This window comes from Pseudomonas sp. Pse35, from assembly GCF_024519715.1.
In the GTDB taxonomy this organism is placed as follows: Bacteria; Pseudomonadota; Gammaproteobacteria; order Pseudomonadales; family Pseudomonadaceae; genus Aquipseudomonas; species Aquipseudomonas paracarnis.
This window is the reverse complement of record NZ_JALJRP010000024.1, coordinates 35,935-61,917: the sequence shown is the minus strand read 5'-3', so window position 1 is coordinate 61,917 and position 25,983 is coordinate 35,935. Positions and strand designations below refer to the sequence as shown.

23 protein-coding genes are annotated in these 25,983 nt (G+C 58.7%); 8 read left to right on the top strand and 15 right to left on the bottom strand.

Annotation, left to right across the window (positions count from 1 at the left end):
- Positions 1–136: 136 nt before the first annotated feature.
- From OC445_RS19590 to OC445_RS19580, 3 genes are all read right to left on the bottom strand, one after another.
- Positions 137–892: a DeoR/GlpR family transcriptional regulator gene (locus OC445_RS19590; RefSeq protein ID WP_003188962.1), complete on the bottom strand. Its 756-nt coding sequence runs from the start codon at positions 890–892 to the stop codon at positions 137–139.
- Positions 893–985: 93 nt separating this feature from the next.
- Positions 986–2,491, bottom strand: coding sequence for a glycerol kinase GlpK (glpK, locus tag OC445_RS19585; protein ID WP_032893327.1), 1,506 nt, complete (start codon positions 2,489–2,491; stop codon positions 986–988).
- Between the two features lie 76 nt (positions 2,492–2,567).
- Positions 2,568–3,425 (bottom strand): MIP/aquaporin family protein, encoded by an 858-nt coding sequence (locus OC445_RS19580; protein WP_198791345.1) that lies wholly within the window; start codon positions 3,423–3,425, stop codon positions 2,568–2,570.
- Between the two features lie 325 nt (positions 3,426–3,750).
- Here OC445_RS19580 and ybaK point away from each other — a divergent pair, with 325 nt between their 5' ends.
- On the top strand, positions 3,751–4,221 hold the full coding sequence (ybaK, locus tag OC445_RS19575; protein WP_054897716.1) for a Cys-tRNA(Pro) deacylase: 471 nt from the start codon (positions 3,751–3,753) through the stop codon (positions 4,219–4,221).
- A gap of 134 nt (positions 4,222–4,355) precedes the next feature.
- On the opposite strand, the gene OC445_RS19570 is transcribed toward ybaK, so the two are convergent.
- Complete coding sequence (locus tag OC445_RS19570) at positions 4,356–5,465, bottom strand: ABC transporter ATP-binding protein (RefSeq protein ID WP_034126462.1); 1,110 nt, start codon at positions 5,463–5,465, stop codon at positions 4,356–4,358.
- Positions 5,462–6,382, bottom strand: a complete 921-nt coding sequence (gene argF / locus OC445_RS19565) for an ornithine carbamoyltransferase (RefSeq protein WP_034126463.1) — start codon at positions 6,380–6,382, stop codon at positions 5,462–5,464. Before argF ends, OC445_RS19570 begins: the two co-directional genes overlap by 4 nt.
- 433 nt (positions 6,383–6,815) lie before the next feature.
- On the opposite strand from argF, the gene OC445_RS19560 reads away from it, so the two are divergent.
- Positions 6,816–8,924 carry a molybdopterin oxidoreductase family protein gene (locus OC445_RS19560; protein WP_198791346.1) on the top strand — a complete coding sequence of 703 codons (2,109 nt, stop codon included), beginning with the start codon at positions 6,816–6,818 and terminating at the stop codon, positions 8,922–8,924.
- A 77-nt stretch (positions 8,925–9,001) separates the two neighbouring features.
- A complete protein-coding gene (gene grxD, locus OC445_RS19555; protein ID WP_054898038.1) occupies positions 9,002–9,340 on the top strand; it encodes a Grx4 family monothiol glutaredoxin in 339 nt (112 codons plus the stop codon).
- A gap of 68 nt (positions 9,341–9,408) precedes the next feature.
- Here the strand turns inward: grxD and bfr are convergent, their stop codons facing one another.
- Positions 9,409–9,879, bottom strand: a complete 471-nt coding sequence (gene bfr, locus OC445_RS19550; RefSeq protein ID WP_054898039.1) for a bacterioferritin — start codon at positions 9,877–9,879, stop codon at positions 9,409–9,411.
- A gap of 200 nt (positions 9,880–10,079) precedes the next feature.
- Positions 10,080–10,298, bottom strand: coding sequence for a bacterioferritin-associated ferredoxin (locus tag OC445_RS19545; protein WP_017526354.1), 219 nt, complete (start codon positions 10,296–10,298; stop codon positions 10,080–10,082).
- Positions 10,299–10,541: 243 nt separating this feature from the next.
- On the opposite strand from OC445_RS19545, the gene OC445_RS19540 reads away from it, so the two are divergent.
- On the top strand, positions 10,542–11,144 hold the full coding sequence (locus tag OC445_RS19540; protein WP_003172097.1) for a peroxiredoxin: 603 nt from the start codon (positions 10,542–10,544) through the stop codon (positions 11,142–11,144).
- Between the two features lie 65 nt (positions 11,145–11,209).
- Here OC445_RS19540 and rnt read toward each other — a convergent pair whose 3' ends face one another.
- The gene (rnt, locus tag OC445_RS19535) at positions 11,210–11,881 is read right to left on the bottom strand and encodes a ribonuclease T (RefSeq protein WP_003188980.1); all 672 of its coding nucleotides are present in this window, start codon (positions 11,879–11,881) and stop codon (positions 11,210–11,212) included.
- Positions 11,878–12,924 carry a dihydroorotase gene (gene pyrC / locus OC445_RS19530; protein ID WP_262020289.1) on the bottom strand — a complete coding sequence of 349 codons (1,047 nt, stop codon included), beginning with the start codon at positions 12,922–12,924 and terminating at the stop codon, positions 11,878–11,880. The genes rnt and pyrC overlap by 4 nt, the downstream gene beginning before the upstream one ends.
- Positions 12,925–13,080: 156 nt before the next feature.
- On the opposite strand from pyrC, the gene OC445_RS19525 reads away from it, so the two are divergent.
- The 3 genes from OC445_RS19525 (at position 13,081) to OC445_RS19515 (ending at position 16,582) form a co-directional block, all read left to right on the top strand.
- A complete protein-coding gene (locus OC445_RS19525) occupies positions 13,081–13,989 on the top strand; it encodes a flagellar protein MotY (RefSeq protein WP_054898040.1) in 909 nt (302 codons plus the stop codon).
- Between the two features lie 129 nt (positions 13,990–14,118).
- On the top strand, positions 14,119–15,336 hold the full coding sequence (locus OC445_RS19520) for an argininosuccinate synthase (protein ID WP_003188984.1): 1,218 nt from the start codon (positions 14,119–14,121) through the stop codon (positions 15,334–15,336).
- A gap of 613 nt (positions 15,337–15,949) precedes the next feature.
- On the top strand, positions 15,950–16,582 hold the full coding sequence (locus OC445_RS19515; protein ID WP_003188986.1) for a response regulator transcription factor: 633 nt from the start codon (positions 15,950–15,952) through the stop codon (positions 16,580–16,582).
- A gap of 83 nt (positions 16,583–16,665) precedes the next feature.
- On the opposite strand, the gene OC445_RS19510 is transcribed toward OC445_RS19515, so the two are convergent.
- The 4 genes from OC445_RS19510 to metG form a co-directional block, all read right to left on the bottom strand.
- The gene (locus tag OC445_RS19510; protein WP_014717144.1) at positions 16,666–16,848 is read right to left on the bottom strand and encodes a PA3496 family putative envelope integrity protein; all 183 of its coding nucleotides are present in this window, start codon (positions 16,846–16,848) and stop codon (positions 16,666–16,668) included.
- A gap of 107 nt (positions 16,849–16,955) precedes the next feature.
- Positions 16,956–17,594, bottom strand: a complete 639-nt coding sequence (gene nth, locus OC445_RS19505) for an endonuclease III (RefSeq protein WP_003188989.1) — start codon at positions 17,592–17,594, stop codon at positions 16,956–16,958.
- A gap of 60 nt (positions 17,595–17,654) precedes the next feature.
- Positions 17,655–18,623: an electron transport complex subunit RsxB gene (gene rsxB / locus OC445_RS19500; RefSeq protein WP_054898041.1), complete on the bottom strand. Its 969-nt coding sequence runs from the start codon at positions 18,621–18,623 to the stop codon at positions 17,655–17,657.
- An 88-nt stretch (positions 18,624–18,711) separates the two neighbouring features.
- Entirely contained in the window at positions 18,712–20,763 is a 2,052-nt protein-coding gene (gene metG, locus OC445_RS19495; protein ID WP_034126469.1) for a methionine--tRNA ligase, read from the bottom strand.
- Positions 20,764–20,935: 172 nt separating this feature from the next.
- Here metG and apbC point away from each other — a divergent pair, with 172 nt between their 5' ends.
- Positions 20,936–22,030, top strand: coding sequence for an iron-sulfur cluster carrier protein ApbC (apbC, locus tag OC445_RS19490; protein WP_054898042.1), 1,095 nt, complete (start codon positions 20,936–20,938; stop codon positions 22,028–22,030).
- A 524-nt stretch (positions 22,031–22,554) separates the two neighbouring features.
- On the opposite strand, the gene fdxA is transcribed toward apbC, so the two are convergent.
- Both fdxA and mutS read right to left on the bottom strand, forming a co-directional pair.
- Positions 22,555–22,878: a ferredoxin FdxA gene (gene fdxA / locus OC445_RS19485; protein ID WP_003172109.1), complete on the bottom strand. Its 324-nt coding sequence runs from the start codon at positions 22,876–22,878 to the stop codon at positions 22,555–22,557.
- Between the two features lie 142 nt (positions 22,879–23,020).
- Positions 23,021–25,612, bottom strand: coding sequence for a DNA mismatch repair protein MutS (gene mutS / locus OC445_RS19480; protein WP_103299323.1), 2,592 nt, complete (start codon positions 25,610–25,612; stop codon positions 23,021–23,023).
- Between the last annotated feature and the right edge of the window lie 371 nt (positions 25,613–25,983).

Genomic DNA, 25,983 nt, shown 5'->3' with positions numbered 1-25,983 from the left:
GAAAGGAAGAATTATGAACAAAGGTGAATGTATCGGTCTTGTTCAGGGCGTCATCGCGGGCAAGCCCGGCTCCCACATTTGATCGCATTTCAAATTGTGGGAGTCGGGCTTGCACGCGATGACGCCTGAACCGGCGTTAAACGACTTCCAGCCGCACCTTGTGCTCATTCAGCACTTGCACCAAGGCCGGCACCGGCTGCTGGTCAGTCACCAGGCAGTCCACCAGGCTGATCGGCCCCAGGCGAATCATGGCATTGCGCCCGAATTTGCTGGAGTCCGCCGCCAGGATCACCTGCCGCGCATTGGCGATGATTGCCTGGGAAACCCGCACCTCCTGGTAATCGAAGTCCAGCAGGCTGCCGTCCTCGTCGATCCCGCTGATGCCCACCAGGGCAAAGTCGACCTTGAACTGGTTGATGAAGTCGACACTGGCCTGGCCCACCACACCACCGTCACGGCGCACATTGCCGCCGGTGAGCAACACATCGAAGTCGTCCTTGGCACTGAGCATGGTGGCGACGTTGAGGTTGTTGGTGATGATTTTCAGGTGGCTGTGATTGAGCAGCGCACGGGCGATGGATTCGGTGGTGGTGCCGATGTTGATGAACAGCGAGGCATGATCGGGAATCTGCGCGGCGATGGCTTCACCGATGCGTTGCTTCTCGTCGCGCATCTGGTCGGCACGCATGGCGTACGCGGTGTTCTCGACACTGGAGTCATAGGCTGCGCCGCCGTGGTAGCGGCGCAACAGGTTGGCGTCCGCCAGCTGGTTGATATCGCGGCGGATGGTTTGCGGGGTGACAACGAATAGCTGCGCCATTTCCTCGATACTGACGTACCCGCGTTCGCGGACCAGTTCGAGGATTTGTTGTTGGCGGGGAGGCAGATTCATGGGGCGTCCTTTGGGCTGCCATACAAAAGTGGCCCATGATGACGCAGGAATCCGCTCCCTGCCAGTTACACCTGCCGTAAGCCAACACTTGGCTTATTCGGCGCCTTCGTGCGGCTCCCAGTCACGGGTGCGGCTCACAGCTTTTTGCCAGCCGGCGTAGAGTTTCTCTTTGGCCGCCTCATCCAGCTGTGGCTCGAACTCGCGCTCGATTACCGCCTTGCCGCGCAACTCGTCCAGGCTGCCCCAGAAGCCACACGCCAGGCCCGCCAGGTAGGCCGCGCCGAGGGCGGTGGTCTCGCGCATTTGCGGGCGTTCTACCTGGGTGCCGAGGATGTCGGCCTGGAATTGCATCAGGAAGTTGTTGGCAACCGCGCCGCCGTCCACGCGCAGGGCCTTGAGGCGTTCGCCCGAGTCCTGTTGCATGGCGTCGAGGACGTCGCGGGTCTGGTAGGCAATCGACTCCAGGGCTGCGCGAATAATGTGGTCTACGCGTACGCCACGGGTCAGGCCGAACAGTGCGCCACGGGCATACGGGTCCCAGTAGGGCGCGCCGAGACCGGTGAAAGCGGGTACCAGGTACACGCCGTTGCTGTCCTTGACCTTGCCGGCAAAGTATTCGGTGTCGTGGGCATCGTTGATGATCTTCAGCTCGTCACGCAGCCATTGCACGGTGGAGCCGCCGTTGAAGACCGCGCCTTCCAGGGCGTAGGCCACCTCACCGCGTGGGCCGCAGGCGATGGTGGTGAGCATGCCGTGCTTGGATTTCACCGCTTTGTCGCCGGTGTTCATCAGCAGGAAGCAGCCGGTGCCGTAGGTGTTCTTGGCCTGGCCCGCTTCCACGCACATCTGGCCAAACAGGGCCGCTTGCTGGTCGCCGGCAATGCCACCGATAGCGATGCCGCTCTTGGTACGGCCATAGATTTCCGACGACGACTTCACTTCAGGGAGCATTTCCCGTGGGATGTCGAGAATCTCCAGCATCTTCGCATCCCACTCCAGGGTGTGGATGTTGAAGAGCATGGTGCGCGACGCGTTGGTGTAGTCGGTGACATGGGTCTTGCCGCCGGTAAATTTCCAGATCAGCCAGCTGTCGACGGTGCCGAACAGCAGTTCGCCATTGCGCGCACGTTCGCGACTGCCTTCGACGTTGTCGAGGATCCACTTGAGCTTGGTGCCGGAGAAGTACGGGTCGGTCACAAGGCCCGTGGTGTCGCTGATGTATTGCTCATGGCCGTCGCGCTTGAGCTGCTGGCAGATCTCGGTACTGCGGCGGCACTGCCAGACAATAGCGTTATAGATCGGGCGGCCGGTGATCTTGTCCCAGACCACCGTGGTTTCACGCTGGTTGGTGATACCGATGGCGGCCACCTGGTCATGGTGCAGGCCGGCCTGCGCCAGCGCTTCGACCATCACCGCGCTCTGGGTGGCGAAGATTTCCATCGGGTCATGTTCAACCCAGCCAGCCTGCGGGTAGTGCTGGACGAATTCACGCTGGGCGGTACACACCACGTTGGCGTCACGATCGAAGATGATCGCCCGGGAACTGGTGGTGCCCTGATCAAGGGCAATGATGTAGTTCTTATTCTGAAGGTCGGTCATGTCAATTGCCTTGGACGAAATAAGGAAGTCAGAAATCAGCCTGGGCCGCGAAGGGCAGGGGACCAGGCTGGCGCTTTCAGGAAATACGAGTCTTGCCGTTGACAGCCGTGTCAGGTGTTTCTTCAGCGATAGCCGGTGCGGCGCTCGGCAGGTGGCGAGCAATCAGCCCGCGATAGGCCGCAGCGCCCAGGCATGCGCCGACAATCGGAGCGAAAATCGGCACCAGGAAATAAGGAATATCGCGACCGCCAGTAAAGGCCATTTCACCCCAACCGGCGAAAAAGGTCATCAGCTTGGGACCGAAATCCCGTGCCGGGTTCATCGCAAAGCCAGTCAACGGGCCCATGGCGCTGCCGATTACGGCGATCAGCAAACCGATCAGCAGGGGGGCCAGGGGGCCGCGTGACAGGCCGTTGTTATCATCGGTCAGAGCCATGATCACGCCCATCAGGATGGCGGTGATGACCATCTCCACCAGGAATGCCTGGGCCGTGCTCAGCAGCGCATGGGGATAGGTGGAGAACACCGACGCCAATTCCAGGCTGGCTTGGGAGCCGCGGACCATGTGGTGAGTTTGTTCGTAATCGAAAAACAGATTGCTGTAGAGCGTGTACACCAGGGCGGCGGAGCAAAAGGCGCCGGCGACCTGGGCAAGAATATAGAAGGGCAGTTTGCGCTTTTCAAAATCGGCAAAGATGCACAGGGCGATACTGACCGCCGGGTTGAGGTGAGCCCCGGAAATACCGGCACTCAGGTAGATCGCCATGCTCACGCCGACCCCCCAGATGATACTGATTTCCCATAAGCCAAAGCTCGCACCCGCGACCTTGAGCGCGGCGACGCATCCTGTACCGAAGAAGATCAGCAGCGCGGTGCCCAGGAATTCGGCCATGCATTGGCTCGAAAGTGAAGGCTGTTGAAGAGCAGTTGTCATGGAAAACCTCAATTGTTGTTCTTGTCTTGCGCACGGCCTCAACGGGCAGTTGCGCGATATTCACCACGAGAAGGATCCCCATCCTGGATCGCGGCTTACTGCGGAGTACCAGAGGATTATTCCTACGGTATTCGGAAACGAAAAAATATAGACAAGAATGACCGCTGTCAAAGGTCGAAAGTGAACCATTGGTCATTTCCGAACTATTGGTGTGGTGAATGATCATGGCCAAGGCGCGTTGCTTTTGCGGTGATAGGTCTGTGCTAGAGCGTTTTAGGTAGGCTTGGCCTAGAATTGGCCATCAGTTTGCCCGCCCGGAGCCGTTATGACCCCTGCATTGGACCTGTTGAAAAAAGTTCGCGCCGAACATCATGTGCATAGTTATGAACATGATCCCAAGGCAGCCTCGTATGGGCTGGAGGCCGCGGAAAAATTGAGCCTGGACCCGGCCCAGGTGTTCAAGACGCTGCTGGCGAGCAGTGAGAAGGGTGAATTGTTGGTGGCGGTTGTGCCGGTCGTCGGAAGTCTGGACTTGAAAGCCCTGGCTCATGCTGCGGGTGTGAAGAAAGTCGAAATGGCTGACCCGGCAGCGGCGCAGCGTTCCACGGGTTATCTGTTGGGCGGCATCAGCCCGCTGGGTCAGAAGAAGCGGCTGCGCACGTTTATCGATGAAACGGCGCAACCCTTTGCAACGATTTTTGTCAGCGCGGGCAGAAGAGGATTGGAAGTTGAATTGCCAGCGGCGGTGTTGGCTGAACACACCCAGGCCAAATTCGCACCGATCGGGCGGGCCTGATATTCATTCTTTGAAGTCTATGAGGATCAAATGTGGGAGCTGGCTTGCCTGCGATAGCATCAACGCGGTGTAACAGATAACCCGAGTTGTCTGCATCGCAGGCAAGCCAGCTCCTACATCCCGACCCGGTTTTATCAGTGAGCGACGCTGTGGCGGCGCACGCCTGACTCAACAGCAGGAATTTGCGCCGCTGTGCTGCCGGATGCCTGGAACACCACCAAATGCTCAGCCGCCACACGAATCCCCACCTCCGCGCCCACTTGGTGATCGGCATGGCTGGGGAAAATCGACTCCAGCTGAGCGCCGGTCGGCAGCTGTAACCGGTACAGCGTTGAGGCGCCGAGGAAGGTCTTGCCGACGATCCGGGCTTTCAACGCGCTGTCCGGCGCATACACGATATCGTCCGGGCGCAGCAGCACGTCCACCGCAGCGCCGGTCGGCAAGGTGTAGGCACGGTTGCCGCGCAGGTCGCCCAGTTCAGTGCTGACCGATTCGGGCGAGTTCAGCCGACCACGGATGAAATACCCTTGGCCGATGAAACTGGCGACGTAAGGCGTCTGCGGTTCGTGATAGAGGTTGTAGGGCGTGTCCCACTGCTCAAGGCGGCCTTCCTTGAAGACCCCGACGTGATCGCTGACGGCGAAGGCCTCTTCCTGATCATGGGTTACCAGGATCGCGCTGGTGCCGCGAGCCTTGAGGATGTCGCGTACTTCATGGCTGAGCTTGCGGCGCAGTTCGCCATCGAGGTTGGAAAAGGGTTCATCCAGCAACAGCAGTTGCGGCTCCGGCGCCAGGGCCCGGGCGAGAGCGACGCGTTGTTGCTGACCACCGGAAAGCTCATGGGGGAAGCGCTTGCCCAGGTTCTTCAAGTTGACCAGTTCCAGCAACTCGGCAACTACGCGCTCTTTTTGCGGGTGCTTGCGAATGCCAAAGGCGATGTTGTCAGCCACGCTCAGGTGCGGGAACAACGCGTAGTCCTGGAACACCATGCCGATACGACGTTTTTCCGGGGCGAGGGTGAAACCGGCACGGGAGATGACTTCGCCCGCCAGGCTGATTTCGCCTTCATGCACCGGCTCAAAGCCAGCAATCGCGCGCAGGGTAGTGGTCTTGCCACACCCTGAAGAGCCGAGCAGGCAACCGATATCGCCGGCGTTGAGGTGCAGGTTGAGGTTCTGCACGACGCGCTGGTCTTGATAGCCGCATGCCAGATTGCGCAGGTTCAGCAGTAATGACTGGCTCATGCGTGGTGGTACGACGGTGGTACGAGGAATTCGAGCAAGGCTTTTTGCGCATGCAGGCGGTTCTCGGCCTGATCCCACGCGACTGAGCGCGAATCGTCGAGCAGGTCCTGGCTGATTTCTTCGCCCCGGTGGGCGGGCAGGCAGTGCATGAACAGCACGTCTGGCGCGGCCAGGTCGAGCAACGCACGGGTCACCTGGAACGGCGCGAACTGGGCCAGGCGCTTGGCGGTTTCGTCTTCCTGGCCCATGGAGGTCCAGACGTCGGTGCTGACCAGGTGCGCGCCGACCACTGCGTCTTTCGGATCGCGCAGCAGTTGCACACGGCCATCGGCCTTGGCCATGAACTCGGCGCTGGGCTCGTAGCCTTCAGGGCAGGCGATGCGCAGGTGGAAGTCGAACTGGATCGCCGCTTCTATATAGCTGTTGCACATGTTGTTGCCATCGCCGATCCAGGCCACGGTCTTGCCTTGGATCGAGCCACGGTGCTCGAGGAAGGTTTGCATGTCGGCCAGCAACTGGCAGGGGTGCAGGTCATCGGACAGGCCGTTGATCACGGGCACACGGGAGTTGGCGGCAAATTCGGTCAAGGTGCTGTGGGCGAAGGTACGGATCATCACGGCATCGAGCATGCGCGACATCACGATGGCGCAATCGCTGATCGGCTCACCACGGCCCAATTGGGTGTCGCGCGGTGACAGGAAGATGGCCTGGCCACCCAGCTGGATCATGCCGGCTTCGAACGACAGGCGTGTGCGTGTCGAGGACTTTTCGAAAATCATCCCGAGTACCCGGTTTTTCAACGGCTCAAACAGTACACCGCGGTTACGCAGGTCTTTAAGCTCAATGCCTCGACGGATCACGCTGACCAGCTCTTCGGGCGTGCAATCCATCAGGGAGAGAAAGTGCCTTGCGCTCATCATTAACTACCTTTTGCAACAGACCGCAGATACTCAAAGCCTTGTTTATTGCGACAACGGGCGAGACCTGCGGCGAAAGCCGCACGGGGCGACGAAATAGGGGAAGACGCGATATTGACATTAAATGTCGCGTTTTACCAATAGGGCTACGGCTTTAGGGGTGTTCAAGCAGGGCGCTGGCGCGCGTTTGAAGACGAATTCCTGACAGCAGCGAACCATTTGTACACTGGCGTCCAGGCCTTTTGCAATGCGCGGGGGCGGGCTTGGGCCAGGTCGCGTCGGTTTCAGCGCCTGCTGACAAGGTTTCTGAAACATTTGCTCATGCTTAGCCATGCCCAGGCCTATGCCCGTTGATTCACAACGCGAAGGTTGCTGGCGCGCCAAGTGGTCGCGGCCCATAGTTGAGTCAAAGCCCCTATAAAAGAGACTGGCCATGACCAAGACTCTCCACCACCGTGCCTGCCACCTGTGCGAAGCCATCTGCGGCCTCACCCTGGAAACCACCCAAGCCGAAGACGGTAGCCTGGCGATCACCTCGATCAAGGGCGACCCTCTGGACAGTTTCAGTCGCGGCCACATCTGCCCCAAGGCGGTGGCCCTGCAGGACATCCAGAATGACCCGGACCGCCTGCACCAACCCATGCGGCGGGTGGGCAGCGAATGGCAGCCGATTGGCTGGGATGAAGCCTTTGCCCTGGTGGCCGAGCGGCTTGCGGGTATCCGGGCGCGGCATGGGCAGAACGCGGTGGCGGTGTATCAGGGCAACCCAAGCGTGCATAACTATGGGTTGATGACCCACAGCAACTACTTTCTAGGGCTGTTGAAGACGCGCAATCGTTTTTCCGCGACCTCGGTAGACCAACTGCCTCATCACCTCACCAGTCACCTGATGTACGGCCACGGCCTGTTGTTGCCCATACCCGATATCGACCAGACCGACTTCATGTTGATTCTCGGCGGCAACCCGCTGGCTTCCAATGGCAGCATCATGACCGTGCCCGATGTGGAGAAACGCCTCAAGGCCATCCAGGCGCGGGGCGGAAAAGTGGTGGTGGTCGACCCTCGGCGCAGCGAGACGGCAGCCATCGCGGACCAGCATGTGTTCGTACGCCCCGGCGGCGATGCGGCATTGTTGTTTGGGGTGCTCAACACTTTGTTCTCCGAAGCGCTGACACGCGAAAGCCATTTGCCGGTGCAAGGCCTGGATGATGTACGCAAGGCGATTGCCGGCTTCGATGCCGAGGCCATGAGCCGCCAGTGTGCGGTGCCTGCCGAGCAGATTCGCCAGTTGGCCAGGGACTTCGCCGGCGCTGACAAGGCCGTCTGTTATGGCCGCATGGGGGTCTCGACCCAGGCGTTTGGCACGCTGTGCCATTGGCTGGTGCAACTGATCAACCTGGTGACCGGCAACCTGGACCGTGTCGGCGGCGCGCTCTGCACCAGCCCCGCGGTGGACCTGGTGGCCTCCACCAGCGGCGGCCATTTCAACCGCTGGCAGAGCCGCGTGTCCGGGCGGCCGGAGTACGGCGGAGAACTGCCGGTGTCAGCCCTGGCCGAAGAAATGCTGACCGAGGGTGAAGGGCAGATCCGCGCCCTGGTGACGGTGGCCGGCAACCCGGTACTGTCCACGCCTAACGGCCGCCAATTGGAACAAGCCCTGGACGGGGTGGAGTTCATGGTCAGCATCGACCTGTATATCAACGAGACCACGCGTTATGCCGACCTGATCTTGCCCTCCACCTCGGCGCTGGAAAACGATCACTACGACACTACCTTCAATTTGTTCGCGGTACGCAATGTCACACGCTTCAATCGCGCCATCCTGCCCAAGCCTGAGGGTGCGTTGCATGACTGGGAGATCTTTGTCGGCCTGGCCAAGGCGTTTGCGGCGCACACTGGCGCGGTGCTCAAGCCCACCCTGCCACCGGCACAGATGATCGACTTCGGGCTGCGTGCGGGTGCCTATGGTGACGCATCCAGTCATAAACTGTCGGTGGCGATGTTGGCGGATCATCCCCATGGCGTCGACCTGGGGCCGCTCAAGCCCAACCTCGTGGCACGTTTGAAAACCGCGGATGGCAAGGTGCAAGCGGCACCGGCCGTGATCCTGGCAGACCTGGCGCGTTTCGCCGCGCAGCCGGTGCCGGTGGCCGACGAACTGCTATTGATTGGCAGGCGGCATGTGCGCAGCAATAATTCCTGGATGCATAACTATCACCGACTGGTGAAGGGTAAGCCACGCCATCAACTACTGATGCACCCCGATGATCTGGCTAGCCGTCAGTTGAGCGATGGCCAGCGGGTGCGGGTGAGTTCGCGTATCGGTATGGTCGAGGTGGAAGTAGCGGCCAGCACGGACATGATGCCGGGTGTGGTCAGCCTGCCTCACGGCTGGGGCCACGGTCGTCCGGGCGTGCAGATGAGCATCGCGAGCAGCCAGCCGGGGGCGAGTGCCAATGACTTGACCGACGAGCGGCAATTGGACGAGTTGTCGGGTAATGCGGCGCTCAACGGCGTACCGGTGAAGGTGGCGGCGGCCTGAGCATCCTGCTGGATTTTTGCGTTACAATGCGCCACCGTGCCGACCCGTGAGTCGCAAAGTTCCTGCAGAGGTGTTCCATGGATATCATCGAAACGATCAAAGAGCAGATTGCCAACAACACCATTCTGCTTTACATGAAGGGCGCACCTAACGCGCCTCAGTGCGGTTTCTCCGCAAAAGCGTCCCAGGCTGTGATGGCATGTGGCGAGAAGTTCGCTTACGTGGATATCCTGCAAAACCCTGAAATCCGCGCCAACCTGCCAAAGTACGCCAACTGGCCGACTTTCCCGCAGTTGTGGGTAGCCGGTGAGCTGGTTGGCGGTAGCGACATCATCACTGAAATGGCAGCTGATGGCTCGCTGCAAGCGCTGATCAAAGACGCAGCGCAAAAAGCAGCAGTCAAGACTGACGCCTAATTGGCGAGCAATAAAAAGCCCCGCTTCTCTGGTGAGAGCGGGGCTTTTTTGTGCCTGAACGCTACGGGTTATTCACCCATCTGCGATTGCAGGTAATTCTCCAGGCTGACCTTGTCGATCAGGCCCAACTGGGTTTCAAGCCAGTCGATATGCTCTTCCTGATCTTCCAGGATATCTTCCAACAGTTCACGGCTGCCGAAATCGCCCTTGGTTTCGCAGTGAGCGATACCAGCCTTCAGGTCGCTGTGGCTCTTGCGCTCAAAGCCCAGGTCGCTGCTGATCATTTCCTGGGTGTGCTCGCCGATGTTCAGCTTGCCCAGGTCCTGCACGTTCGGCAGGCCTTCCAGGAACAGGATGCGCTTGATCAGCGCGTCGGCGTCCTTCATGGCCTTGATCGATTCTTTGTATTCACGCTTGCCGAGCTTTTCCAGGCCCCAGTCATCGTACATGCGCGCATGCAGGAAGTACTGATTGATCGCGACCAGTTCATTGGCAAGGATTTTGTTGAGTTGCTGGATGACTGAGATGTCGCCTTTCATGACTGGGGTCCTGCCCTGTAATAGCTGTGTATAGGGCGGAGTCTGAGCGGTGAAAATCCTAGTGTCAAACCTAAGTTATTGAATAATAAATGAAAATTAATCGGAATAAGAATGTTTGTGTTCCGCGTCTTGGCGCTAACTAATTGAATTACAGGCATAAAAAAACCGGACACAAGGTCCGGCTCTTTAAAACATGCCTATCAGGCGTGTGTAAATTCTGTCGAGTAGGGGAGTGCGGCCTGGGCTGTTTGCAGCTGCGTCAGGGTTTCCCGTACCACTTGCTTGGCCAGGCAAGCACATTTGCCGCACTGGCTGGCAACGCCGGTGGTTTCACGCACTTCTTTGTAGCTGCAGCAACCTTCATAGATTGCTTCGCGGATTTGTCCGTCGGTGACGCCAGTGCAGAGGCAGACATACATAAGTGAGAACCGTCGCGGGTTTATGGCTTAAGTGCGATGGATCTTAATGTTAACGAGAATGATTGTCAAAATAGTTTCAGCAGCAATCCGGGGGGAATTGCCCGTGCGCTGACGAACGGTTTTTTCGGTGTATGATGGTCGGTCTTCACGAAGCGTGATTGCGTCATATTTCTGTCTGTTTCCACAGGCAGACTCGACCGGTCCTTTTACTTCAATCGTCACCCCTATATCAGGAGATATCCAATGAGCGTACTCGTCGGTAAACAAGCCCCGGATTTCGACGTACCAGCCGTCCTCGGCAATGGCGAAATCGTAGACAGCTTCAAGCTGTCTGAAGCCATCAAAGGCAAATACGGCCTGGTGTTCTTCTACCCGCTGGACTTCACCTTCGTCTGCCCTTCAGAGCTGATCGCCCTGGACCACCGCATGGACGATTTCAAAGCGCGCAATGTTGAAGTGGTCGCGGTTTCCATCGACTCCCATTTCACCCACAACGCCTGGCGCAACACCGCCATCAACGACGGCGGCATCGGCAAAGTCAAATACACCATGGCTGCCGACATGAAGCACGACATCGCCAAGGCCTACGACGTTGAGTCCGAAGGCGGCGTGGCGTTCCGTGGCGCGTTCCTGATCGACGACAAGGGCGTTGTGCGCTCGCAGATCATCAACGACCTGCCGCTGGGCCGTAACATGGAAGAGCTGATCCGCCTGGTCGACGCGCTGCAATTCCACGAAGAGCACGGCGAAGTCTGCCCTGCCAACTGGAAAAAAGGCGACAAAGGCATGAACGCTTCGCCAGAAGGCGTTGCGGCTTACCTGACCGAGAACGCTGGCAAGCTGTAAGCCAACGTCACGGTACAAAAAAACCGGCCTGAAAAGGCCGGTTTTTTTATGCGCGGGATTTGCCTTCAGTCGTTGAAGTCTTCCCAGCCGCCCATCTGTTTCCAGCGGTTGACGATGCCGCAGAACAGCTCGGCGGTCTTCTCGGTGTCGTAGCGGGCCGAGTGGGCTTCACGCCCGTCAAAGTCGATACCGGCCGCCTGGCAGGCTTTGGCCAGAACGGTCTGACCGTAGGCCAGGCCGGCAAGCGTTGCGGTGTCGAAACTGGAGAACGGATGAAACGGGTTGCGCTTCATGTCCAGCCGCGCCACGGCGGCGTTCAGGAAGCCCAGGTCGAAACTGCTGTTGTGGCCGACCAGGATCGCACGTTTGCAGCCATTGGCCTTCAACGCCTTGCGCACGCCACGGAAGATATCGGTCAGCGCCGCTTCTTCACTTACCGCCATACGCAGTGGGTGGTCGAGTTTGATCCCGGTGAATTCCAGGGCAGCGGCTTCGATATTGGCGCCTTCAAACGGCTCGACGCGAAAGAAATGGGTGTGCTCCGGGTACACAAAGCCCTGTTCGTCCATGCCGATGGTGGTTGCGGCAATTTCCAGCAAGGCATCGGTGGCGCAGTTGAAACCACCGGTTTCTACGTCGATGACGACCGGCAGATAGCCGCGAAAACGCTCGGCCATCGGATGGCGCGAGCCGCCACCGCCGTGCTCTTGTTCGTCGTCGTAATGGTCTTCACTCACTTGCTTTCCTCCAGCAGGCGCCAGCGCAGTGTTTCACCGGCGCGCAGCGGGATAACGGTCAGCTCGCCAAACGGCAGGCTGGCAGGGGCGGTCCAGTCTTCACGGACCAGGGTAATGCGGTCGGTATTCGCCGGCAGGCCGTAGAAACGCGGGCCGTTGAGGCTGGCGAAACCTTCGAGTTTGTCCAGCGCGTTACGCTGTTCGAACGCTTCGGCGTACAACTCGATGGCGGCAAACGCGGTGTAGCAGCCGGCGCAGCCGCATGCGGCTTCCTTGGCGTGCTGGGCGTGTGGCGCAGAGTCGGTGCCGAGAAAGAACTTCGGGCTGCCGCTGGTGGCGGCATCCAGCAGCGCCACCTGGTGGGTATTGCGCTTGAGAATAGGCAGGCAATAGAAATGCGGCCGAATCCCGCCCACCAGCATGTGGTTGCGGTTGTAGAGCAGGTGATGAGCGGTGATGGTCGCGCCAACGTTGGCCGACGCTTCGCTGACGAACTGCACCGCATCGGCGGTGGGGATGTGTTCAAACACCACTTTGAGCGTAGGGAACAACTCGACCACACGACGCATGTGTTCATCGATGAAGATTTTTTCGCGATCGAACACATCCACGTCGCCACGAGTGACTTCCCCGTGGATCAGCAATGGCATGCCGACCTCCGCCATGGCTTCAATCGCCGGCAGGATCTTGTCGATACTGGTTACACCGGAATCGGAGTTGGTGGTCGCACCTGCCGGGTACAGCTTGGCGGCGTGCACATAACCGCTGGCCTTGGCTTCACGAATTTCTTCAGGCTGGGTGCGGTCGGTCAGGTAGAGCACCATCAACGGTTCGAAGCGGCTGCCGGCCGGTCGTGCAGCGAGGATGCGCTGGCGATAGGCGTCGGCTTCTGCGGCATTGCGCACCGGAGGTACCAGGTTAGGCATGATGATGGCACGGCCAAACGTGCGGGCCACATCGGCCACGGTTTGGGGTAACGCAGCACCATCGCGAAGATGAATATGCCAGTCGTCGGGACGCAGCAGGGTCAGGCGGTCGGACATTGGGGATTCCAGGCGGGTCAATCTGGTGGGAATGCTACCGGAAAAGACTCTTGCAGGCACTCGCTATCAAGTTTTGCCGGATGCTACCGATATCTCCGGGTATGCCTTAACGATGTATGACGCTTTGAAGTGTTGTAGAAACCAGTGGAGCCTCCCGTGCGCCAGTATTGTCTAGCCCTGCTCAGTGTGTTCGCCAGCCTGCCTGCGGCGGCCCTCACGTTCCAGACACGTCTGGAGAATATTGAGTGGAAGGTAGAGGGCGATCAGTTCGAGTGCCGCCTGACCCAGCCGATCACCGATTTCGGTTCCGGTGAGTTCGTGCGCCGGGCCGGTGAGCAGGCAACGTTTCGTCTGAAAACCTATGGCGGCACTCTTGGCGCCGGCTCGGCAACCTTATTGGCCGCGGCCGCGCCGTGGCAGCCGGGCCGAGGTGATATCAACCTTGGGGCCGTGCGTGTCGGCAGCGGCGACGTCCTGTTCAATAGCTCCCAGGCCCAGGCCGGCCGCCTGTTCACGGGTTTGCTTGAAGGGCGCAGCCCGACCGTGCGGCATTACGGGCGTCAAGGCGGCTACTCGGAAATTCGCCTGCTGCCTGTGAAGTTCAACAAGGCGTACAACGATTATCAGGTGTGCACCACCAAGCTGCTGCCCATGAATTACGACCAGGTCAAACAGACTGAAGTGGGCTTCCCCGGTGGTGGTATTGAGCTGGACGCGGCGGCCAAGAAGAAGTTGTCGGTGATCCTGGTATTCATGAAAGCCGATCCCACGGTCAATCATGTCGAGTTGAACGGTCATTCCGATAACAGTGGCAATCGCCTGACCAACCGTGACGTCTCACGGCGCCGCGCCCTGGCGGTGATGGACTACTTCAAGGCCAACGGCATTCAGGAATCGCAAATCACGATGCGCTTCCATGGCGAAAGCTACCCCTTGGCGCCCAACACTAATGCCACCAACCGTGCGCGTAACCGCCGTGTAAATATTCAGCTTGAGCGGGTGGCTGCCCCAGAGAAACCGGCGCCTCAGGCCACTGCGCCGAGCAACTCGGCGGCTACCTCATAAGAGGCGACCATCGGTCGCCCACTCGACATAATCTGTCGCTTTATCTTCATTTGCTGTCGCGCCCCTGTAATTTCACGGTTTTGATCGGTAGAATCGTCGCCTTTCCGTACAACCCCGTGGAGTGATGGCATGGCCGACGTAAACAAGGTCGTTCTCGCGTATTCCGGCGGCCTGGACACTTCGGTGATCCTCAAGTGGCTGCAGGATACTTATAACTGTGAAGTGGTGACCTTCACCGCTGACCTGGGTCAGGGTGAAGAGGTCGAACCTGCACGTGCCAAGGCGCAAGCCATGGGCGTGAAAGAGATCTACATTGACGACCTGCGCGAAGAGTTCGTCCGCGATTTCGTTTTCCCGATGTTTCGCGCCAACACTGTCTACGAAGGTGAGTACCTGCTGGGTACCTCCATCGCACGTCCGCTGATCGCCAAGCGCCTGATCGAGATCGCCAACGAAACGGGCGCCGACGCCATTTCTCACGGCGCCACCGGCAAGGGCAACGACCAGGTACGTTTCGAACTGGGTGCCTACGCACTCAAGCCAGGCGTTAAAGTCATTGCGCCGTGGCGTGAATGGGACCTGCTGTCCCGTGAAAAGCTGATGGATTACGCTGAAAAGCACGCTATTCCGATCGAGCGCCATGGCAAGAAGAAGTCGCCGTACTCAATGGACGCCAACCTGCTGCACATTTCCTATGAAGGCGGCGTGCTGGAAGACACCTGGACCGAGCACGAAGAAGATATGTGGAAATGGACGGTCTCCCCGGAGAACGCTCCAGACAAGGCGCAGTACCTGGAACTGACTTACCGCAACGGCGACATCGTTGCGCTGGACGGCGTTGAAATGACCCCGGCCACCGTACTGGCGACCCTGAACCGTATCGGCGGTCAGCATGGTATCGGCCGTCTCGACATCGTCGAGAACCGTTATGTGGGCATGAAGTCTCGCGGTTGCTACGAAACCCCGGGCGGCACCATCATGCTGCGTGCCCACCGCGCCATCGAGTCCATCACCCTGGACCGTGAAGTCGCCCACCTTAAAGACGAGCTGATGCCCAAGTATGCCAGCCTGATCTACACCGGTTACTGGTGGAGCCCTGAGCGTCTGATGCTGCAACAGATGATCGACGCTTCCCAGGCCCACGTGAACGGTGTCGTGCGCCTGAAGCTGTACAAGGGCAACGTGATCGTCACCGGCCGCAAGTCCGATGAGTCGCTGTTCGACTCCAACATCGCCACCTTCGAAGAAGACGGCGGCGCCTACAATCAGGCGGACGCGGCAGGCTTCATCAAGTTGAACGCACTGCGCATGCGCATTGCTGCCAACAAGGGCCGCTCGTTGTTCTGAACCGTGCGCCCGTCGTGAAAAATGGCCCCTTTTGCAAGGGGTCATTTTTTTTGCCTGGATTTTAGATGCGGCGCTGTTTATTAGCGTTTAGCGTGTGTTTAAGGATTTTTCCGTAACTTGCGCAATTATTATCCAGTTTATCTTTATGTTTTTAAGGTTGAATGATTTTTTACATCTGAGGAGGAACTATGTCTGACAGAAAATTCACTCATGTAGCTGCAATGGATATGTGAGTTGTTGAATTTTCTGTAGGAATTATGGAAGTGTCGAAATATGTTAAATGGAACTAATGCGGATAGTTTTTTCGGGGCGGTTTGCTGGCGCCATTGCGACAAACAAGGGGTATTTCCTGAAAGACTTGTGCGGCACGTTTACTTTCACGGGCTGATGGTCATGATCTTTCACTCAAAATATGTACGCGTCGAGAAAGGTCTGAAAGCAACCATAAAGCTCTATGCATCTAAGTTGGCGAATTTTTGTAGGCTAATTCCTATCTTCTTGTGGGTTGGGTCTCTGCCTGCTCTTGCTCGGGGGGGAATGCTATGCCAACTAGTAATCGACTAGGCTATTGTGTTTGCTCTAAATAATTCGAACAGCGAAATTGGACTTTCTCATGAATAAAGTGCTGATCGTGGATGATCATCCCGTCATTCGTCTTGCTGTGCGCATGCTAATGGAGCGTCATGGTTATGAGGTCGTTGCCGAGACTGATAACGGTGTCGATGCGTTGCAACTTGCACGGGAACATATGCCGGATATTGTGATACTGGATATCGGAATCCCCAAGCTCGACGGTCTGGAAGTTATTTGTCGGCTGGCTTCGACCAAGCAAGCCGTCTCGTTCAAGGTGCTGGTGCTGACGTCCCAGGCGCCTGGCCATTTTTCCATGCGCTGCATGCAGGCGGGTGCCGCCGGCTATGTGTGCAAGCAGCAGGATCTGACAGAGTTGCTCAGTGCCATCAAGGCGGTGCTTTCCGGCTATAGCTATTTCCCGAACCAGGCGCTCAACTCAGTGCGGTCAACCATGGGCAATGCCAGTGAAGCCGACATGGTCGAACGCTTATCGGGACGGGAGATGATGGTGCTGCAGCAACTGGCCCGTGGCAAAACCAACAAGGAAATTGCCGATGGCATGTTCCTCAGCAACAAAACCGTCAGTACCTACAAGACGCGCTTGCTGCTCAAGCTCAATGCCAGGTCCCTCGTGGACCTGATCGAACTGGCCCAGCGCAACGGCTTGGTCTAGGAGGATATTGCCCCCCTTGAATACCCGTGTAACCGGCAGAAAAAAGCCTCCGTCAGGGAGGCTTCCGGCCGTCAACGGCTCGATCAGAGATCGAAGTCGTAATCGGCCAGCTGTTTTTGCAAGCGTCGCTCTTCCAGAAGATTGTCGATAGTGCGGCGTTTGCTTAAATTGGTCTTGGCCACCTCTGCCACAGGTGCCTCTACCACATCGTCATCCGACTCAACGAGGTCGTCTTCCACTTCCAGTTGTTCGTTGCCAGCGCTCATAAGGTCAACTCCAGGCTAAGACTGCCGTTGGGGCTCCTTATAGCGATAATCCGCGAACGGGTAAAAAAGATTTTTTCAATCGTCTGATCACAAAAACCAATGATCGCTCAATCGTCGGAGGTCTTGTCCTTGTATTCGCACAAGTCTTCGATACGGCAGCTGCCGCAGCGCGGCTTGCGGGCCTGGCAAACGTAGCGTCCGTGCAGGATCAGCCAATGGTGGGAGTCGAGCAGATAGGGCTTGGGCACGAACTTCATCAATTGCTTTTCCACCTCAACCACATTCTTGCCCCGTGCAATGCCGGTTCGGTTGCTGACGCGGAAAATGTGCGTGTCCACCGCCATGGTCAACTGCCGAAACGCCGTATTGAGCACCACGTTTGCCGTTTTGCGGCCCACGCCAGGCAAGGCTTCGAGGGCTTCGCGGGTTTGTGGTACCTCGCCTCCATGCAGCTCCAACAGCAGGCGGCACGTTTCGATCACATTCTTGGCCTTGCTGTTATACAGGCCGATGGTCTTGATGTATTCGGACAGGCCTTCCACACCCAGAGCGTAAATCGCGGCGGGTGTATTGGCCACGGGGTACAGCTTCGCCGTGGCCTTGTTAACGCCAACGTCCGTGGATTGAGCCGAAAGGATCACCGCAATCAGTAATTCGAACGGTGAGGAGTAGGCCAGTTCGGTTTTCGGTTCCGGATTGTCTTCGTGAAACCTGCGGAAGATTTCCAGGCGTTTTGCGGCATTCATAGGGACAGACGTTTCCTTGCAGGCGGTCGGCGTGATGTTAGTAATACACAGCGCAGTGGGTCAGCCGTTGGCCTCGGCATCTTGCAGCGTTTGCTCGGCGTCATTCAATGCAGCTTTCAAGGTTGCCAATTGATGCTCGTCAGCATGGTGATCCTGAGCCTTTTTCAACGCTGCACGGCGCATGGCCAGCTGGATTTTTGCGCGCTTGAACTCGGCGCTTTTTGTGGCCGTCTTCGGTGGCTGCGGTGAGGTGTTGGCCCCCAGTGCGGCAAGCGCCTGCTCGGATGCCTCGAGCTGTCGCTGCAGCATAATCAATTGCGACTGTTGCTCAAAGGTCGGCGGATGCCCAAACGCTTTCAAGGATTTGTGCAACTGAGCGCGACTCATGGCGACGCTGCTTTTGGCCTGCTTGATCGCAGCGTCCTGAGCGGCCTGAGTGTTATCGACCGGTGCAACCTCCATCGGCGCTGCGCGCTTGGCTCGTGCCAGGCGTTCGGCGAGCTTGCAGGCTTCTTCACGTTGCAGGCGGGCGTTACGTTGTTCGAAGCGTCGCCGCGCCCGGTTGCGTTTGAGGTCGCGTGCACGCCGTTCATCATCGTTGCTGGCCAAGTCACCGACGATAGGCACAACGTCAGCAAGCGGGCGCATCTCGATACAGTCGACAGGGCAGGGCGCAACACACAGGTCGCAACCTGTGCACTCGTCGACAATCACGGTGTGCATCAACTTGGCGGCACCCACAATGGCGTCCACCGGGCAGGCCTGGATGCATTTGGTACAGCCGATGCATTCGCCCTCGCGGATATAGGCGACTTGCGCAGGCGCATCTCCACGGCTGGTGTCCAGCTCCAGTACCGGCAGGCGCAGCAGTTGCGCGAGCCCCTCAATGGTTTCCTGCCCACCGGGCGGGCACTTGTTGATGGCTTCGCCTTTAGCGATGCTTTCTGCGTAAGGCTTGCAACCCGGGTGCCCGCACTTGCCGCATTGAGTCTGCGGCAGCAGCGCGTCGATACGTTGAATGAGGTTCATGCTGTGATCATAGCGTTGACGCCCGGCCCAGGGAGGAGGGCAAGCTGAGAAGCCCCGCCGTTAGCAACAGCGGGGCATTTTGCAGAGGTTACTTGATGCGTTGACCCGGCTTGGCACCGCTGTCCGGGCTCAGCAGGTAGATTTCTTCGCCGCCAGGGCCCGCAGCCATCACCATGCCTTCGGAAATGCCGAACTTCATTTTCCGTGGCTTGAGGTTGGCGATCATCATGGTCAGGCGGCCATCGAGCTTGGACGGGTCCGGGTAAGCGCTCTTGATGCCGGAGAACACGTTGCGCTGTTCGTCACCGATATCCAGCGTCAGGCGCAGCAGCTTGTCGGCACCTTCCACTGCTTCGGCCTTGATGATCAGCGCCACACGCAGGTCTACGGCGGCAAAGGCGTCGAAATCGATTTCCGGGGAAATCGGGTCCTTGGCCAGCTCGCCATTGCCCGCCGGCGTGGATTGGCCGGTATCAGTCTGGCTGGCGACCAGGTCTTCTTTCGAAGCGTCGGTCATGGCCTGGACTTTCACCGGGTCAATTCGGGTCATCAAGGGCTTGAACGCGTTCAACTGATGATTGCCGAGCAAGGTGGTGTGATCGTTCCAGCTCAACGGCGGTACGTTGAGGAACGCCTCGGCATCGGCGGCCAGCAATGGCAGCACCGGCTTGAGGAAGATCACCAACTGACGGAACAGGTTGACTCCGGTGGCGCAGATCGCCTGGACTTCAGCTTCCTTGCCTTCCTGCTTGTTCAGTGACCACGGCGCCTTGTCGGCGATCCAGGCGTTGGCGCGGTCGGCCAGGCCCATGATCTCGCGCATGGCGCGGGCAAAGTCGCGGGCTTCATAAGCGTCGGCGATGCTCGGCGCGGCGGCCAGGAAGGCGTCGGTCAGTTCCGGTGCGGCGTTCTCGGCTACCAGTACACCGGCGTTGCCCTTGTGGATAAACCCGGCGCAACGGCTGGCGATGTTGACGACTTTACCCACCAGGTCCGAGTTGACCTTCTGTACGAAGTCTTCCAGGTTCAGGTCCAGGTCGTCGACGCCACGGCCCAGCTTGGACGCGTAGTAATAGCGCAGGTATTCTGGCGACAGGTGGTCCAGGTAGGTGCGCGCCTTGATAAAGGTGCCACGGGACTTGGACATTTTCTGGCCGTTGACCGTCAGGTAGCCGTGCACGGCAATACCGGTCGGCTTGCGATAGCCCGAGCCTTCAAGCATCGCTGGCCAGAACAGCGCGTGGAAGTTGACGATGTCCTTGCCGATGAAGTGGTACAGCTCGGCGGTGGAGTCCTTGCCCCAGAACGCGTCGAAGTCCAGCTCCGGGGTGCGGTCGCACAGGTTCTTGAAGCTGGCCATGTAGCCGATCGGCGCGTCCAGCCAAACATAGAAATACTTGCCCGGCTCGCCCGGAATCTCGAAGCCGAAGTACGGCGCGTCGCGGGAGATGTCCCACTGCTGCAGGCCACTGTCGAGCCATTCGGAGAGTTTGTTGGCCACGGCGTCCTGCAAGGTGCCGCTGCGCGTCCAGGTTTGCAGCATTTGCTGGAAATCCGGGAGCTTGAAGAAGAAGTGCTGCGAGTCCTTGAGCACCGGAGTGGCGCCGGAGATCGCTGACTTGGGATCCTTCAAGTCGGTCGGTGCGTAGGTCGCGCCGCATTTTTCGCAGTTGTCGCCGTACTGGTCTTCGGTGCCGCATTTCGGGCAGGTGCCCTTGATGAAACGGTCGGCCAGGAACATCTTCTTTTCCGGGTCGAAATACTGGGTCACCGAACGTTGGTCGATGTGCCCGGCTTCTTTCAGCCGCAGGTAGATCTGGCTCGACAGCTCGCGGTTTTCGTCCGAGTGGGTCGAATGGAAGTTATCGAAGTCCACCAGAAACTCGGCAAAGTCGGCGCTGTGTTCAGCCTGCACATTGGCGATCAGTTGTTCCGGGGTGATGCCTTCCTTTTCGGCGCGCAACATGATGGCCGAACCGTGGGCGTCGTCCGCGCAGACATAAATGCATTGATTGCCGCGATGCTTCTGGAAGCGCACCCACATATCGGTCTGGATGTACTCAAGCATATGGCCAAGATGGATCGAACCATTGGCATAGGGCAGGGCGCTGGTAACGAGGATCTTGCGTGGCTCGGACATGGGGCTCGGCTACTTGATGAAACGGAGGTCGGCCACTATAAAGCGCCGGGAAATTTATTTCACCCCGTGACGCTGTTTCAGTATCTTGCGCACCTTCGAAAGCATGCCGCTCGGCGGCTGGAACGGTTAGGATAGCCGCCTGTTTCAGTCAGTCTTTTTTCGGGAGTAGCCCATGAGCGCCGTCAATCGCGCAGCGGTGGAAGCCGTTCTTCGCCAGTACACCGACCCTTATTTGAACCAGGACCCGGTCAGTGCCGGTTGTGTGCGTGCCATCGAGGTCCAGGGCGACCAAGTGTCGGTGCAGTTGCAACTGGGTTATGCCGCGGGTTTGTTCAAAAGCGGTTGGGCGCAGATGTTGCAAATGGCCATCGAGGGCTTGCACGGCGTGGGTTCGGCCAAGGTCGATATCCAATGTGTGATCGCGCCGCACAAGGCCCAGGCGCAGATCCCGGCCCTGGCCAACGTCAAGAACGTGGTGGCGGTGGCGTCCGGCAAGGGCGGCGTGGGTAAATCCACCACGGCGGCCAACCTGGCCCTGGCCCTGGCGCGGGAAGGTGCGCGCGTGGGCATTCTCGATGCCGACATCTACGGGCCGAGCCAGGGCGTGATGTTCGGCATCGCCGAAGGCACGCGGCCGAAGGTGAAGGATCAAAAATGGTTTGTGCCCATCGAGTCGCTGGGTGTGGAAGTGATGTCCATGGCGTTTCTCACCGATGACAACACGCCGATGGTCTGGCGCGGGCCGATGGTCTCCGGTGCGTTGCTGCAACTGGTCACACAAACGGCTTGGGGCGACCTCGACTACCTGGTGATCGACATGCCGCCAGGCACCGGCGACATTCAGTTGACCCTTGCGCAGAAAGTTCCGGTGGCCGGTGCAGTGATTGTCACCACGCCTCAGGACCTGGCGCTGCTCGACGCCAGGAAAGGTGTGGAGATGTTCCGCAAGGTCAACATCCCGGTGCTGGGTGTTGTGGAAAACATGGCGGTGCACATCTGTTCCAACTGCGGGCATGCCGAGCATCTGTTCGGTGAAGGTGGGGGCGAGAAGCTCGCTACCCAGTATGGCGTTGAACTGTTGGTATCGTTGCCATTGGCGATGGAGATTCGCGAGCAGGCCGATGGTGGCAAACCTACCGTAGCGGCAGAGGCTGATGGGCAGATCGCGATGATCTATCAGGAATTGGCCCGTCACGTCGGTGCGCGGATTGTTTTGCAGGAAGCGACGACGCCGGCGATGCCGACCATTACCGTGAGCGACGATTGATTAGGCTTTAACGGTTACGCGAAAAGCCTGACGATCCGTGGTGCTCTCAGGTTTTTCGCGAGCGAGCTCGCTCCTACAGGTGGGGCGCCAATAGGGCTTGCTGCTACTTTGCGTAATGCGCGTGTAAGCATTCGCTTACTTTTCCGTAAGTGTTTGGTTTTTTTAGCGGTTACGTACGTCTTGAATCGACGAAGCTATTATCTAAGCTTTTGAAAAATAAAGATTATTTTAATTCTGGCGAGCGGAAAAGTTTGTCAGCCCGCCGTGGGGATCGCGTTGAACTTCTCTGGGAACGCTCTAACATCAGCCCTGTGTCCACGGATTGGCACAGCCATCAAGGAACGATGGTTTGAAGGACCGTCGCAGGATGCGATTCATCAGGATGATGAAAAGGAATACAGGGACTAGGGAAAAAATGTGGGCGGGTCATACCGCCCCTTTTTTTTGCCTGTAGAAAAGTGAATGCAGGCACCCGAACGCAAAAAAGGCCCTCAAGGGGCCTTTTTTTGTTGGGCAGCGGCGCTTTAGCGCTCTAGTTGCTCAATTTTGTTGGGCTTGCCATCCCATTCAGCGGCATCCGGCATCGGATCTTTGCGCTCGGTGATGTTTGGCCACACTTCGGCCAGCTCGACGTTCAATTGAATGAATTGCTCCATGCCCGCAGGCACTTCGTCCTCGGAGAAAATCGCGACGGCCGGGCATTCTGGTTCACACAGGGCGCAGTCGATGCACTCATCCGGGTGGATAACCAGGAAATTCGGGCCTTCGTAGAAGCAGTCCACCGGACAGACTTCTACGCAGTCGGTGTACTTGCACTTGATGCAGTTGTCGGTGACGACGAAGGTCATTTCTAATTTTCTCCTCAGGCGGCGGCAGCGAAACCCCTTGTGGTGGGGTTCGCGAGGTTTGAGAGCGATAGTCTGCGGACCAGGCTAAAAGCCCGCAGCATCCCAAACCGCGCGAGATTCTATCAGCTTGCAAGCGTCTGCGTTATATCCGAGTCTTCAGTGCATATAACATTTCGAGCGCTTTACGCGGCGTCAAGTCATCCAGGTCAAGTTTTGCCAACTCATCCAGCACTGGATGGGGCAAACTGGCGAACATATCGCTCTGGTGCGGCGCGGCAGGTTTCTTGCTGGCCTTGGCAGGGCTGGCGACCACGGTTTCATGGGGCAGCGCCGTTGTTTCCAGGCGGCTGAGGTGTTCGCGGGCACGGGTGATCACCTCGTTCGGCACACCGGCCAACTGCGCCACGGCCAGACCATAACTCTGGCTCGCCGGCCCTGGCAGCACATGGTGCAGGAACACGATGCGCTCGTTGTGCTCGGTGGCATTGAGATGCACGTTGGCCACCAGCGGCTCGCTTTCCGGCAACACCGTCAGCTCGAAGTAGTGCGTGGCGAACAGCGTGTACGCACGCAGATGCGCCAAGCGTTCGGCCGCGGCCCAGGCCAGGGACAGGCCGTCGAAGGTGCTGGTGCCGCGGCCCACTTCGTCCATCAGCACCAGGCTGCGTTCGGTGGCGTTGTGCAGAATGTTGGCGGTTTCGCTCATTTCCACCATAAAGGTCGAACGGCCGCCGGCCAGGTCATCGCTGGAGCCGATCCGCGTGAAAATGCGGTCTACCAGGGACAATTCGCAACTGGCTGCCGGTACGAAGCTGCCGATATGCGCCAACAACACGATAAGCGCGGTCTGGCGCATGTAAGTGGATTTACCACCCATGTTCGGACCGGTGATCACCAACATGCGGGTATCGTCGTCCAGCGACAGGTCATTGGCGACGAACGGCGTGGTCAGCACCTGCTCTACCACCGGGTGACGACCTTGCACGATACGCATGCACGGTTCGCTGACAAACCGTGGGCAATTGAGGTCCAGGTTCAACGCACGTTCGGCGAGGTTGCTCAATACATCCAGCTCCGCCAGGGCGGCGGCGGTGTCTTGCAACGGCGCCAGGCGGCTGATCAAGTCCTCGAGCAAGGCTTCGTAGAGCATTTTTTCCCGCGCCAGGGCGCGGCTTTTGGCTGACAGCGCCTTGTCTTCGAACTCTTTGAGCTCAGGGGTGATAAAACGCTCGGCGCCTTTGAGGGTCTGGCGACGTTGATAGTCGATAGGCGCCGACTCGGCCTGCTTGCTCGGCAGCTCGATAAAGTAACCATGCACGCGGTTGTAGCCGACCTTCAGGTTGGCCAGGCCCGTACGGGCTTTTTCGCGGGCTTCCAGGTCGATCAGGAACTGCCCGGCGTTTTCGCTCAGGGATTGCAGCTCATCCAGCTCGCTGTCGTAGCCGGTTTTCAACACGCCGCCGTCACGAATGATCGCCGGCGGGTTGTCGATAATGGCCTTTTCCAGCAGCGCCGCGAGGTCCGGGTAAGTGCCAGCGGTGACGGCAAGCTGTTGCAGGTGCGGCATGTCCAGTTCGGTCATCGCGACTTGCAGCTGCGGCAGGGCGCTCAAGGCATCGCGCAGGCGCGCCAAGTCGCGGGGCCGCGCATTGCGCAGGCCGATCCGCGCCAGGATGCGCTCGATATCGCCAATCTCTTTCAGTTGCGGCTGCAGTTTTTCAAAGCGATAGCCGTCGAGCAGGCAGGTAATGGAAGACTGGCGCGCTTGCAGCACCGTCAAATCCCGCAGCGGACGGTTCAACCAACGGGTCAGCAAACGGCTGCCCATCGCGGTCTGGCAACGGTCCACCACCGATTGCAGGGTGTTATCACGCCCACCGGCCAGGTTGGTGTCCAGTTCCAGGTTGCGACGGCTGGCGCCATCGAGCACCACGGTATCGTCGAGACGCTCATGGCGCAGGCTGCGCAAGTGAGGCAGAGCAGTGCGCTGGGTTTCCTTGGCGTAGCTGAGCAAGCAGCCTGCGGCACCGATGGCCAGGGTCAGGGTTTCGCAACCGAAGCCTTTAAGGTCCTGCACCGAGAACTGCTGGCACAGACTTTTCAGCGCAGAGTCGCGCTCGAAATCCCACGGTGCACGACGCTTGGTCCCACGACGTTTCTCTGCCGGCAAGTCCTTGGGCCAATCATCCGGAATCAACAACTCCACCGGATTGATACGCTCAAGTTCCGCCAACAGGTTCTCCCAGCCCTTGATCTCCAGCACGCTGAAGTTGCCGCTGGTGATATCCAGCACCGACAGGCCGAACAAACGCTCATCGCCCAACACCGCCGCAATCAGGTTGTCGCGACGCTCATCCAGCAACGCCTCATCACTCACCGTGCCCGGCGTAATAATGCGTACTACCTGACGCTCCACCGGCCCTTTACTGGTGGCCGGGTCGCCGATCTGCTCACAGATCACCACCGACTCACCCAGCTTCACCAGCTTGACCAGGTAGCCTTCCAACGAGTGGTAAGGAATCCCACACATCGGAATCGACTGCCCCGCCGACTGCCCGCGCGCGGTCAGGGTGATGTCCAGCAGCTTGGCGGCCTTCTTCGCGTCTTCATAGAAGATCTCGTAGAAGTCGCCCATGCGATAGAACATCAACTGATCAGGGTGCTGGTTTTTCAGGCGCCAGTACTGCTGCATCATCGGGGTGTGGGAGGACAGATCTGAGGAGTTTTTACTCATTGGGTAATAGGCAAATTCGTTGAAAGTGATGGGGCAAAGGGGGCGCTTGGCCCAGCATTTTTTGCGATGGCGGCAAGGTTAACACGCGAGGTCGGACCTTCGCAGGTCGCAAGCGGCCAGGTAAACCACGAAAGCGGTGCCGCCTCAAGAAACACCAACATAACCGTGGCGAGGGGGCTTGCTCCCGGTGGAGCGCGCAGCGTCCCTGGAAAATGGCTGCTACGCAGCCGAGCGAGAGCAAGCGCCCTCGCCACAGGTTAGCGGTTCAATCAGGCATTGCAGCAGCGTTAGACAATCCGGTCAGAGCCCTGAAAATCAGGGGCTGACTCACGCGCATTCATATCTCAATACGAGATAGAAACGCAGGTCGT

Coding starts and splice junctions, on each gene's coding strand:
- OC445_RS19590 (WP_003188962.1), bottom strand. CDS start 892: ATGAATCTGCCTCCCCGCCAACAACAAATCCTCGAACTGGTCCGCGAA.
- glpK (WP_032893327.1), bottom strand. CDS start 2,491: ATGACCGACCTTCAGAATAAGAACTACATCATTGCCCTTGATCAGGGC.
- OC445_RS19580 (WP_198791345.1), bottom strand. CDS start 3,425: ATGACAACTGCTCTTCAACAGCCTTCACTTTCGAGCCAATGCATGGCC.
- ybaK (WP_054897716.1), top strand. CDS start 3,751: ATGACCCCTGCATTGGACCTGTTGAAAAAAGTTCGCGCCGAACATCAT.
- OC445_RS19570 (WP_034126462.1), bottom strand. CDS start 5,465: ATGAGCCAGTCATTACTGCTGAACCTGCGCAATCTGGCATGCGGCTAT.
- argF (WP_034126463.1), bottom strand. CDS start 6,382: ATGAGCGCAAGGCACTTTCTCTCCCTGATGGATTGCACGCCCGAAGAG.
- OC445_RS19560 (WP_198791346.1), top strand. CDS start 6,816: ATGACCAAGACTCTCCACCACCGTGCCTGCCACCTGTGCGAAGCCATC.
- grxD (WP_054898038.1), top strand. CDS start 9,002: ATGGATATCATCGAAACGATCAAAGAGCAGATTGCCAACAACACCATT.
- bfr (WP_054898039.1), bottom strand. CDS start 9,879: ATGAAAGGCGACATCTCAGTCATCCAGCAACTCAACAAAATCCTTGCC.
- OC445_RS19545 (WP_017526354.1), bottom strand. CDS start 10,298: ATGTATGTCTGCCTCTGCACTGGCGTCACCGACGGACAAATCCGCGAA.
- OC445_RS19540 (WP_003172097.1), top strand. CDS start 10,542: ATGAGCGTACTCGTCGGTAAACAAGCCCCGGATTTCGACGTACCAGCC.
- pyrC (WP_262020289.1), bottom strand. CDS start 12,924: ATGTCCGACCGCCTGACCCTGCTGCGTCCCGACGACTGGCATATTCAT.
- OC445_RS19520 (WP_003188984.1), top strand. CDS start 14,119: ATGGCCGACGTAAACAAGGTCGTTCTCGCGTATTCCGGCGGCCTGGAC.
- OC445_RS19515 (WP_003188986.1), top strand. CDS start 15,950: ATGAATAAAGTGCTGATCGTGGATGATCATCCCGTCATTCGTCTTGCT.
- OC445_RS19510 (WP_014717144.1), bottom strand. CDS start 16,848: ATGAGCGCTGGCAACGAACAACTGGAAGTGGAAGACGACCTCGTTGAG.
- nth (WP_003188989.1), bottom strand. CDS start 17,594: ATGAATGCCGCAAAACGCCTGGAAATCTTCCGCAGGTTTCACGAAGAC.
- rsxB (WP_054898041.1), bottom strand. CDS start 18,623: ATGAACCTCATTCAACGTATCGACGCGCTGCTGCCGCAGACTCAATGC.
- metG (WP_034126469.1), bottom strand. CDS start 20,763: ATGTCCGAGCCACGCAAGATCCTCGTTACCAGCGCCCTGCCCTATGCC.
- apbC (WP_054898042.1), top strand. CDS start 20,936: ATGAGCGCCGTCAATCGCGCAGCGGTGGAAGCCGTTCTTCGCCAGTAC.
- fdxA (WP_003172109.1), bottom strand. CDS start 22,878: ATGACCTTCGTCGTCACCGACAACTGCATCAAGTGCAAGTACACCGAC.
- mutS (WP_103299323.1), bottom strand. CDS start 25,612: ATGAGTAAAAACTCCTCAGATCTGTCCTCCCACACCCCGATGATGCAG.